Annotated in this window: 6 protein-coding genes; 3 read left to right on the top strand and 3 right to left on the bottom strand. The window is 68.3% G+C overall.

Annotation, left to right across the window (positions count from 1 at the left end; all coding sequences use genetic code 11):
- Positions 1–10: 10 nt before the first annotated feature.
- Together K8I04_11655 and K8I04_11650 are read right to left on the bottom strand one after the other, a co-directional pair.
- Positions 11–3,781 (bottom strand): translocation/assembly module TamB domain-containing protein, encoded by a 3,771-nt coding sequence (locus K8I04_11655; protein MBZ0072365.1) that lies wholly within the window; start codon positions 3,779–3,781, stop codon positions 11–13.
- Positions 3,778–5,532, bottom strand: a complete 1,755-nt coding sequence (locus K8I04_11650) for an autotransporter assembly complex protein TamA (GenBank protein ID MBZ0072364.1) — start codon at positions 5,530–5,532, stop codon at positions 3,778–3,780. The genes K8I04_11655 and K8I04_11650 overlap by 4 nt, the downstream gene beginning before the upstream one ends.
- A 180-nt stretch (positions 5,533–5,712) precedes the next feature.
- Between K8I04_11650 and trmB the strand changes: the two genes are divergently transcribed.
- Positions 5,713–6,450, top strand: a complete 738-nt coding sequence (trmB, locus tag K8I04_11645) for a tRNA (guanosine(46)-N7)-methyltransferase TrmB (GenBank protein MBZ0072363.1) — start codon at positions 5,713–5,715, stop codon at positions 6,448–6,450.
- Positions 6,451–6,516: 66 nt separating this feature from the next.
- Here trmB and K8I04_11640 read toward each other — a convergent pair whose 3' ends face one another.
- A complete protein-coding gene (locus K8I04_11640; GenBank protein MBZ0072362.1) occupies positions 6,517–8,247 on the bottom strand; it encodes a SulP family inorganic anion transporter in 1,731 nt (576 codons plus the stop codon).
- 336 nt (positions 8,248–8,583) lie between these two features.
- On the opposite strand from K8I04_11640, the gene K8I04_11635 reads away from it, so the two are divergent.
- Both K8I04_11635 and K8I04_11630 read left to right on the top strand, forming a co-directional pair.
- Entirely contained in the window at positions 8,584–9,456 is an 873-nt protein-coding gene (locus tag K8I04_11635) for a phosphoribulokinase (GenBank protein ID MBZ0072361.1), read from the top strand.
- Positions 9,457–9,798: 342 nt separating this feature from the next.
- Positions 9,799–10,947, top strand: coding sequence for an FIST C-terminal domain-containing protein (locus K8I04_11630; protein ID MBZ0072360.1), 1,149 nt, complete (start codon positions 9,799–9,801; stop codon positions 10,945–10,947).
- Position 10,948 lies beyond the last annotated feature (1 nt).

Below are 10,948 nucleotides of genomic sequence, written 5' to 3'. Positions count from 1 at the left end.
ACCCCCAGCCTTACCGTTCAATCGTATACAAAATATCCCCCCCCGTAGCGGTGCCGGTCTCGGTCTGCACGCTGAAGCGGCGGCTGAGTTGATAGCGCAGCTGCAGCCGGTTGACGGCGTCGATCAGACCCACGCTGTAGTTGATGTACAGGCGCGGTGACAGGTATTTGCCGACGGTGAGGGCGGCGCTGTCGAGGTCGTTGCCGCCGCCGACCGACACCTCGTCGAGGCCGAAGCTGCTGCCGATGGTCTGGGCCAGCAGGTTGCCGCCCTTCAACCCCAGCGAGGTGGCGGCCTGCATCAGCAGCTGGCCCTCGCTGCCGGAGGCGCCCTCGATCGGCCGGCCGAGCAGCAGATAGGACAGCTGATCGGCCTGCGGCAGGGTCGGCTGCGAATACAGTTCGACCTGCGGATCGCGCAGTTCGCCGAACACCTTCACGCCGGCGAGCACATCGCCGGTGCGGCGCACGGCGCGCACGTCCAAACCGGGATCATCGATGGGGCCGTCGCGGAACAGCACCCGCCCGGTCTCGATCTTCAGCTCCTGACCGTAGGCGCTGTAGACGCCATCGAGCACCTGCAGCTCACCACGCCCGCGGGTCACGCGCCCGGGTTCGTCGATCACCTCCAGCGTGCCAGTGAAGCGCCCCTTCAGCCCGAAGCCGTCGAACTGCACCCGGTCGCCGAGGGTGACCGTCATGCGCGTGGTCACCTCCCAGCGCGGAGACGGTGGCGCCGCCTCCTGCCCGACCAGCACCACGTCCCTGGAGGACGTCTGTGCACCGCTCAGGTCACGCGGTTCGAGGCGCGCCTCGGGGATATGGACGCTGCCGTCGACGGTCACGGCCCGCCCGCGCACCGCGAGGGTCACAGCGGGCGTGACCAGCACCCGTGCCTCGGGCAGATTCACGGCCTCGAAGGCCTCACCGGTCAGTCGCAGCCGGCCCTCCAGGTCGGTGCGCCCCAGTCCACTCAGACGTCCCTCGACGGCCACCGTGCCCGGCCCGGAACGCGCGTCGCCCTCGAGCTGCAGCGTAGCGGCCGCCGGATCGCCCGTGAGCGCGAGCTGCAGGTCTTCGAGTTGGACGCCGGCCGGGCCGATGTAGGCCCGACCTTCGCGCAGACGCAGCCCGCCCTGCAGGGTCAGGTCGGCAGGCGTCCCGCCGAGCCGGGCATCGATTGCGATCACGCCGGACAGTTGATCGATGTTCTCCAGCAGGCCGTCGGCCAGACTCAGGTCGCGGATCTCGCCCGTCAGCTGCCCCTCCAGAGGCTGCGCGGCGAGATCCGCACCCGGCCGGTAGCCCGGCAGCGCGGCGTCGAGTACGACCTGATCCGCACCGCTCAGGCGCACGACGGCGCGCGCCTGAGCACCCTGCGCAGTCAGGCGCGCATCGAGGTCCGCACCACCGAAGGCCGTATCCTCGCGGCCGGTCGCGGCGAGCCAGTGCAGAGTGCCGGCGGACAACCGACCCGTGGCGCTGACCGTCAGCGTCCCCTCACCCGAATCCCGAATCCCGATTTTTTGGCGTGCCTCGAGTTCCATTCCCAGGCGCACACCGTCGAGTCGCACCTCCGGCGGCAGCCAGGCAGCCACCGCGCCGTCCACCGGCCAGTCGGACAGGCGCGCCCGCAGGGTACGGTCGGCGGCGCTCTGCTCGAGATCCACGCACAGGCGCGCCCGGTCCTGCGTCCAGCACAGGTCATGTACGGCACCGGCGTGCGCACCCAGCCGCAGCGGCACCGTGCCGGCCAGCGTCCAGGCGCCGACCTCCGGCAGGCGCCAGTCGGCGCGCTGCAGGCGGCCATCCCAGACCGTGCCATCCCAGCCGCCGTGCGCCAGCAACGTCAGTGCATGCGTCGGCCCCTGGGCATCGAGATTCAGGCTGTGGCGCTGCAGGCTGCCATCCAGGTCGGCCGCGAACCGGTCGATGCGGCGCCCATCGAACACCAACGCCTCGCCCCGCAGCGTCAGGTCGAGCGGGGCGTCCGGCTGCAGGCCGAGGTCGGCGTCCAGGTCCAGGCGCTCGAGCCGCAGGTCGCCCGCCTGCAAGGCCGCCGCCCGGGCCCGTGTGGTCAGACGCGGTGCAGCGCGCGTGCCGGTCAGGGTGCCGTCCGCCTCCAGCCGCCCCGCGAGCGCCGGCAGCAGCTGGGCGAGATCGGGGGCCCGCAGCGACCAGCGTAGATCCCAGTGCGTGCCGAAGTCGCCGGCGGCGCTGAACTGCGCCTCACCGGAGCGCAGTTCGACCCCCTCGATGCGACCCTGCTCACCGCGCAACTCCAGCCGCCCGGCGCCGCCGACCGGATAGCCGCGCAGGGTCCCGTCCAGGGCCTCGATGTGCGCCTCGAGTTCGAGCGGCTGGTCCACCGTCCGGGTGCCGCGTGTCTCCACCTGCGCCCCCAGCCGGCCCGGCCAGTCCGGCCACTGCTGCCCGGGATCGAGGTCGTGCGCCGTCAGCTGCGCCTCCCAGGCGAGCGTCGGCGCCCAGGCGAGGCGGCCGGCTCCCTCGACGACACCCTCGAGGGTGTCCAGCCGCAGGCGTTCGACGGTCAGGGCTTCACGGTCGCCGCGGCCCGCACCGGCCAGCGTGGTGGCGGGGAAGTCCGGACCCTGCAGCTGCGCGGATACCTCCAGCCGGTAGTCGTCGGCCTGCCCGGTCAGCGCTACCGTGGCCGTGGGTACGCGCACCTGCGGCGTGCCGTGCGGCGGCCACTGCAGCGTCGTCGCCTCCAGGTGCAGGTCGAATGCCCCGTCCGCCGGCTGCCAGTCGCCGTGCAGCTGCAGCTGCGCGGTGCCCTGGACGAGGGTGCCTGACCGCAACCGCAACTGCCCGTCAGCGTCCTCGTCCAGGGTGAATTCCAGGTGCAGCGGATAGAGGTCGGTGGCCTCCCAGTCGGTCTGCAGGTCGGCGCGGACGCGGACGTCGTGTAAGCCGCCGCTCGCCTGCAGCGTACCGCCGGCCCGCAGCTCCGGCCAGGTCGCGGCGATGCGTTGCAGCGTAATGACCGGCAGCTGCGCATCGAGGGCCCAGCGCAGCTCGGCGAAGGGCTCGACGAGCTCCAGCTGCGCCGTCAGCGGCGCCGGCGCCGTCACCTGCACGGCGGCGCTGGCCCGCTCCCACGTGCCCTGCAGCTGGACGCTGGCCGCCACCGGCTCGACGCCCGGCGGTCGCGCCTGCAGTGCCAGCCGCAGGTCGCTGGCGACTGTGCGGCCCAGGCCGAGACGGCCCTGCAGGTCCAGGACGTAGGGCTCGAGACGGACCTGCAGGTGCTCGAAATCGATCCATTCGAGGCCACTGGCCAGCGCCGCGTCGAGCGCGGCGATCTCGAGCAGCGCGGCCGGGGCGGTGCGGATGCGCAGATCACGGACCGTGAGATCCCGCACCACCAGTTCGAACGGCAGCGACCAGCCGGGTTCGATCGGTGCCGCCGACCCGGCCGACGGCTCACGCCCGCCCAGGTCGATGTCGACCCCTTCGACGTGCAGCTGGTGGATGCTGAGGCGGCGCGCCAGCAGGCGGCCGGGCGACCAGTCGAAGGCCAGCCGCGCGACGGTGTAGCGCCCGCTCGCATCGGTGTATTCCAGGCCCTCGATCTGCAGCGGTCCGATCAGCCGGCCGCGGGCGTCGTGCCAGGTGAATGTGCCGGGCGCGAAGCGCTGCGCCATCTCCAGGCCGAAGCGCAGACCGGGTTCGGTGATGAGCAGCACGGCGGCGGCCACGATGCTCAGTCCGAGCGTCGCCAACAGGGCGCCGAAGCCGATCCACAGGCCGCGCCTCACAGGTCCGGCCCCAGGGTGAAATGCAGTCGCAGCGAACGGTCTTCACTGACGGCGGAGGCGAGATCGAAGCGCACCATGCCGATGGGCGACGCCCAGCGCAGGCCGATGCCGGCACCGGTTTCGAGGTTGGTGCCGAAATCGTTGAAGGCGTTGCCGCTGTCGACGAACAGCGCCACGCCCCAATTACCGACGACACGACGCTCGTATTCGATACTGCCAAAGACGAAGTGCCGGCCGCCGATCACCTCGCCCGAGGCGTCGCGCGGCCCGAGTTTCTGGTAGCCGTAGCCGCGCACGCTCTGGTCACCACCGGCAAAGTAGCGGCGCGACGCCGGCAGCAGCTCGAAGTCCTCGGTCCAGGTGCTGCCGGCCTCGGCACGCAGCAGCCAGCGGCTGTGCTCGCCCCTGCTGACGACCCACTTTGCCTTGACCTCGCCCTGCACGAAGCTGGCATCGGAGAGCAGCGGCTGGGCCGCGCCGCGCAGGTCGTACTGCAGGCGCCGGCCGCGGCTGGGGATCAGGCGGTTGTCCGCGCGCACCTGCGAGTAGCCGATGCCCGGCACCAGCAGACGGGTGGTCTCGTCGGTCAGGCCGACCTGGTAGTCCTCACGCTCGTAACTGAGCGACACCACCTCACGCCAACTGCCGCGCGCCACGCCACGCGCCACCCCGATCTTCTGCTGGGAGGAGTCGATGACGTCGGTCTTCTCTTGGCTCATCGCGGCAGTAAAATCCAGCCGGTCGGTGCGCGGATCGGCGAGCGGCAGGCTGTAGTTGGCGGTCAGATCCTGACGGATCTCCGACAGGCGCAGGTCGGCCTTGAGGCGGTGACCGTAGCGGTTGATGCGGCGATGTTCCCAGCCGAGCAGACCGCGCGCCCCGGTGTCGGTACCGTAGCCCAGACCGGCGGTGTACTTGTGGCGCTTGCGCGGCTCGAGTTCCACCTTCACCGGCACCACGTCATCCTGTGCCTGTGCGCGTTGGGGCAGGACCTCGACGCGCGCAAAATAGTCGCTGTCCTCGAGCGCGCGCTGCAACTCCAGCAGGCGACGGTTGGAGTAGGGATCGCCGGGTTGAAACGGCAGGTAGCGGCGCACCAGCCCGGGGTCCAGCCCGGCATACTCGAACTCGACTGCGCCGAAGTGGAAGCGTGGACCGGTGTCCAGTTCGAGGTGCACGTCGGCCGTCCCGGCGGCGACATCGACGCGCAGCTCGTGGCGGCGGTAGACGGCCTCGAGGTAGCCCTGATCGAGGGCCAGCCGCTGCAGCTCCCCCTTGGCCTGCTCGTAGACGGCGTCGCGCGCGGGCTCGCCGGGGCGCAGGCCGAGCCTGGCGATGGCATCGACCAGCTCCGGCGTGTCGCTGCCGGCGCCGGTGAGACGCACATCGATGCGGTTAAAGCGCACCGGCTCGCCCGGAGTGACGCGAAACCGGGCCAGCCAGCCCTCCCGGGTCGGTTCGAGCGCACTGTCGATGTGCGGGCTGTAATAACCGAAGGGCGCCAGGGCCTCGCGGATCTCGTCCGGACCGCGCTGGAAGTAGCGTCGGATACGGGCCTCGCTGAGCCCTTCGGCGGTGTGCTCGCGCTGCACCGTCAGCAGCGCCAGTACGTTGTCCCGCAGCTCACCCTCCAACCCTTCGACCTCGACGCGCAGGCTCGGCGCGGCGGCGGCCGCCACGCTCACGCACAGCATCAGACCCAGGACCCACAGCGCGGGACTGCGGACCCAAACGGAGATAACGGCATTCATGGCAGCTATGGTGCCCCAAGCGGCGGCCGCGGCATAGGCAAAACGGAACCGCCAGAGAGACACGACAGGGGTGGAATATGGGAGGAGTCGGCAACGGTCGCCACGCCCGCTACACTAGGAGCCTGTCGGCCTTGGGACTGATCTACTGCGCCGGAGCATACTTTGAACAACCCGAACCCGATGCACACCAGGATCGTCTCATTCGTGCGCCGCGAAGGCCGCCTGACCGCGTCGCAACGCCGCGCGCTGACCACACTGCTGCCGCACTTCGGGGTGGACGTCGCGAGTCCGATCGATGCGCGGCCCAATGCGCAGACCGATGCACAGGTCGATGCGCAGGCCGGGGAGACAAGTACGGCGCTCGATCTGGATGCCGTCTTCGGCCGCCGTGCGCCGCGGGTGCTGGAGATCGGCTTTGGCAACGGCGCCAGCCTGGCGCAGATGGCCGCGGCCGCGCCCGCACAGGACTTCCTCGGCATCGAGGTACACCGTCCCGGCGTCGGCCATCTGTTGCTGGAGATCGAGCGCCACGGCCTGACCAACGTACGGGTGATCTGCGCCGACGCCATCGATACCCTGGAGCGGCATCTGCCACCGGCCTGCCTGGACCGCGTGCAGCTGTTTTTCCCCGACCCCTGGCCGAAGACGCGCCATCGCAAGCGCCGTATCCTGCAGGCACCGTTCGTGACCCTGGTGCACGACCGGCTCAAGCCCGGCGGCATCTTCCACATGGCCACCGACTGGGCACCCTACGCGGAGCAGATGCTGGCCGTCATGGAGGCCGCGCCGGGCTTTCGTAACCACGCCGGCCCCGGCCGCTATGCCGAACGCCCGGCCTACCGCCCCGAGACCCGCTTCGAGCACCGCGGCCGGCGGTTGGGGCATGGGGTGTGGGATCTGCTGTACGTGCGGGAGTAGGGCCCGCCGCAGCCTGACTGCGCGAGGGCCGTGCGACCACGGCGCACTACGGGCACCGGCAGGCTCCTAGCCCTGCACCAGTTCCCCGCGTTCCCGCAGCAGCGGCGCCATCTGCGGCCCGGCCAGGTCGCCCAGGTTTGCGCGCGCGTAGAGGATGGCGTCGGTGCGCGTGCGGAAGAAGTGCTGTTCGCCGAGCGTCTCGATCAGCCGCGTCTTGTGGAAGATGTCCATGAGCTGCAGCTTGGCGCGCGCGATCATCAACTGCACACCCGCGGCCTTGAGCCGTTGTGCCAGCACCGACAGCATCTCCTCGCCGGTGGCGTCGATCTCGTTGATGCCCTCGGCATCGATGATGATGAACTTCAGGTGCGGTTTGTCCGCGACGTTGGCCAGCACCTGCGTCTCGAAATAGCCGGCATTGGCAAAATACAGCGAGCCGTCGAAGCGCAGTACCGAGACGGTCTGGCTGCGTGGCAGCCGGTGTTCGTCGGCGGCGCGCAGCGTACCGTCGGGATGCAGGGACAGCTCCGCAAAGCGCGGCCGCATGGTGCGGTACAGATACAACCCCAGCGACAGCACCACACCCACAATGATCGCAGTCTCCAGATGCGGCGCGACCACCAGCGTCAGTGCGAAGGTGATGATGGCAACCACGCCGTCGTGCCGCTGCGCCTTCATGGCGTGCCGGATGGGTTCGATCTTCACCAGGTTGATCACCGCCATGACGATGATCGCAGCCAGGGTCGCCTGCGGCAGGTGATACAACAGCGGCGTCATGAACAGCAGGGTCGCGGCCACCACCAGACCGGTCACGACCGAGGCGAAGCCAGTCACCGCACCGGCGCTGAAGTTCACCGCCGAACGGGAGAAGGAACCCGAGACCGGGTAGCCCTGGAACATGCCGGCGGCGATATTGGCGAGCCCCTGGCCGACGAGTTCCTGGTTGGTATCCAGGCGCTGACGGGTCTGGGTCGCCATGGCCTTGGCGATGGCGATGGCCTCCATGAAACCGATCAGTGCAATGGTCACCGCGGCCGCTGACAGCTGCAGGAGCGCATCCAGGTCGAAGTCGGGCATTCCGATGCCGGGCAGACCCTCGGGGATCTCACCGACCACCCGCCCCCCCAGCGCCTGGAAGCCGATGCCGTAGGCCAGCACGGTGGTGACTACCACCGCCGTCAGCACCCCGGGGATCCGGGGCAGGTATTTCTTCAGCAGGATCATGATCGCCAGCGCGAACAGCCCCATCAGCAGCGTCGCCATGTGGGTGTCCTGGCTGGCCGCCAGCAGCACCCGCCCGACCGTCTCGTAGTGGTATTCGGCCTGCTCGACCTGCACGCCGAAGAGCTTGGAGAGCTGCGAGGTGGCGATGATGATGGCCGCGCCGTTGGTGAACCCGACCACGACCGGATGCGACAGGAAGTCCACCAGCACGCCCAGCCGGAACAGCCCCAGCGCCACCTGGAACAGACCGACCAGCAGCGCCAGCGACGCGGCATAGACCAGATAACCCTCGGTGCCCGTGGCCACCAGCGGCTGCAGCGCCGCCGCGGTCATCAATGACACCACCGCCACCGGGCCGGTGGCGAGTTGGCGCGACGAGCCCATGAAGGCCGCCAGCATGACAGGGACGAAGGAGGCGTACAGACCGATGTGGGGCGGCAGGCCGGCGAGCTGTGCATAGGCCATCGACTGCGGCACCAGCACCAGTGCCACGGTGATACCGGCGATCAGATCCGCGCGCAGTACCCGCGGATTCTTCAATTCGCCGACCCAACCGAGGAACGGCACCAGCATGCGCCGCCAGCCCGCCAGCCACCCCGCCACATCTATCATATTGTCTACCCGCAAGAAATTTCTGGAACCGCCCGAACGCGGCTCCGGGTAAAAGCCGTCTATTGTAACCCAAATAGCCCGCCGTTCGAGCGTGCGCCGCCACGACCCCGGCCGACTGCCGGCGACCGCCGGCGGCCCCGGCGCTTGTTCCCGGCCGCGGGTTAGTGGTTCAATAGCGCGCTTATGTCGGCGGCTCCAGTGCGGTTCATCCCCCCAAGGCCCGGCCACACAACTGAATTTTCTGTGCTGCCCAGCGGCGGCGCAGCTTCGCTTTAGTACATCGTCGAGGAGAGAGATATGTCCAAGAAACACCCCGTCGTGGCGGTCACGGGTTCGTCCGGCGCCGGGACGACCACCGTCAAGGTCGCCTTCGAGCACATCTTCCTCCGTGAAGGCGTCAACCCGCTGGTCATCGAGGGTGACAGCTTCCACCGCTACGACCGTGCCGCGATGAAGGAGGCGATGAAGCAGGCCGAGGCCAGCAACAACACCAACTTCAGCCACTTCGGGCCCGAGGCCAATCTGTTCAGCGAACTGGAGAACACCTTCAAGGCCTATGGGCAGACCGGCTCCTGCAAGCGCCGCTACTACCTGCACAGCGACGAGGAGGCCGCGCCTTACGAACAGAAGCCGGGGGAATTCACACCCTGGGAAGAGATCCCGGCCGGTACCGACCTGCTGTTCTACGAAGGCCTGCACGGTGGCGTGGTCACCGAAGAGGTCAATGTCGCGCAGTATGTCGACCTGCTGATCGGCGTGGTGCCCATCGTGAACCTGGAGTGGATCCAGAAGATCCACCGCGACGCCGCCCAGCGTGGCTATTCCGCCGAGGCCATCGTCGACACCATCCTGCGCCGTATGCACGACTACGTGCACTACCTCACGCCGCAGTTCTCGCGTACCGACATCAACTTCCAGCGCGTACCGACGGTGGACACCTCCAACCCCTTCATCGCCCGCGACATCCCGACGCCGGACGAGAGTTTCGTGGTGATCCGCTTCCGTGACCCCAAGAAGCACGACGTGGACTTCCCCCATCTCCTGTCGATGCTGGACGGTGCCTTCATGTCGCGCCGCAACACCCTGGTGGTGCCGGGCGGCAAGATGGGCTTCGCCATGGAGATCGTCCTGACCCCGATCATCGAGACCATGATGGCCAAACGCGGCTGAAATCTGTCATCTGGAAGGGCACAGACGCAAGTCTGTGCCCTTTTTTATTGCTCTCACGTCGGTTTGGGGACCGCTTCAGGATTCCCGAATGGCACGTGCTCATGACCAGGTCCGACGACGACATCCACGCAGCAACATGGACGGAACTCACTGCGTAAACCCTGGATTATTTTCCGGCGATTTGGTTGCCGGGCTTCATGCAACAAGCCTTTTCCGTGTCATTCCGTGTGCTTCCGTGGCCATTTCCCCCAGACAGTGGCTTGAGTAAGGACCATTCAGGCCCGAACCCCGCCGGCAGAAGCCGTTATACTCGATACATCATCCATGGATGAATCGAGTCGTATGTCGCAGCAGGCTCAATCACAGCCGTGGCGTGGCCCCTTCCTGCTCGGCCACGCCGAAGCCCCTGACTGGGAACGGGCCGCCGACAGCTGTCTGCAGCAACTCGGCTACATCCCGCCCGAGGCCAACCTCGGCTTCCTGTACGTCACCGACAGCTGCGCCGCCCACCTCACCCCTATCCTGGATCATCTGCGCGAGGAGACCGGCATCACCGACTGGGTCGGCACCGTCGGCATGGGAATCTGCGCCAGCGGCACCGAGTATTACGAAACTGTGGCCATCGCGACCCTGGTCTGTGCCTTTCCACCGGACAGCTTCCGCATCCTGCCGACCCTGCGCGATGCGCACCTGAGTGAACTGCTGGACCTGCAGGGCTGGCTGCACCGCAGCCAATCCCATGTCGGCGTCATTCACGGCGACCCGCGCAATGGCAACACGCCGGAACTCATCGCCCAACTGGCCGAGCGGCTGCCGGGCGGTTATCTGGTCGGTGGGCTCAGTTCATCGCGCGGCGAGGAACCGCAGATCGCCAACGGCATTGTGCAAGGCGGCCTGTCCGGCGTGCTGTTCTCGGATCGGGTCAGGATCGTCAGTGGCCTGACCCAGGGCTGCAGCCCCATCGCGGGCAAGCACGTCATCACCGCCGGTGAACGCAATATCATCGCCGGCATCGACGACCGTCCGGCGCTCGACGTGTTCTACGAGGATATCGGCGAGATCCTGGCCCGCGACCTGAACCGTGTGGCCGGCTACATCTTCGCCGGCCTGCCGCTGACGGGGTCGGATGGCGGCGATTATCTGGTGCGTAATCTCATCGGCGTGGACACCCGCAACAAGCTGCTCGCCATCGGCGACACGATCGAGCCTGGCCAGGCCCTGCAGTTCTGCCGGCGCGACGGGCGCAGCGCCTGGGAAGACCTGCAGCGTATGCTCGACGAATTGCAGACACGGCTCGATGGTCCGCCACGCGGCGGCCTCTATTATTCGTGCCTCGGCCGCGGCCGCAACCTGTTCGGCGACGACTCCGAGGAACTGCGCGCCATCAGCGCCGCGCTGGGCGATATCCCACTGGTGGGCTTCTTCGCCAACGGCGAGATCTCCAACAACCGCCTCTACGGCTACACCGGCGTGCTGACGTTGTTTCTCTGAG

It is taken from the genome of Gammaproteobacteria bacterium (assembly GCA_019911805.1).
Taxonomy (GTDB): Bacteria; Pseudomonadota; Gammaproteobacteria; order Thiohalobacterales; family Thiohalobacteraceae; genus JAHJQQ01.
This window is presented reverse-complemented; position numbering and strand designations above follow the sequence as displayed.

Bases quoted from the DNA above. Each gene is read 5' to 3' on its own strand.
- trmB (MBZ0072363.1), top strand. From the start codon at position 5,713: ATGCACACCAGGATCGTCTCATTCGTGCGCCGCGAAGGCCGCCTGACC.
- K8I04_11635 (MBZ0072361.1), top strand. From the start codon at position 8,584: ATGTCCAAGAAACACCCCGTCGTGGCGGTCACGGGTTCGTCCGGCGCC.
- K8I04_11630 (MBZ0072360.1), top strand. From the start codon at position 9,799: ATGTCGCAGCAGGCTCAATCACAGCCGTGGCGTGGCCCCTTCCTGCTC.
- K8I04_11640 (MBZ0072362.1), bottom strand. From the start codon at position 8,247: ATGCTGGTGCCGTTCCTCGGTTGGGTCGGCGAATTGAAGAATCCGCGG.
- K8I04_11650 (MBZ0072364.1), bottom strand. From the start codon at position 5,532: ATGAATGCCGTTATCTCCGTTTGGGTCCGCAGTCCCGCGCTGTGGGTC.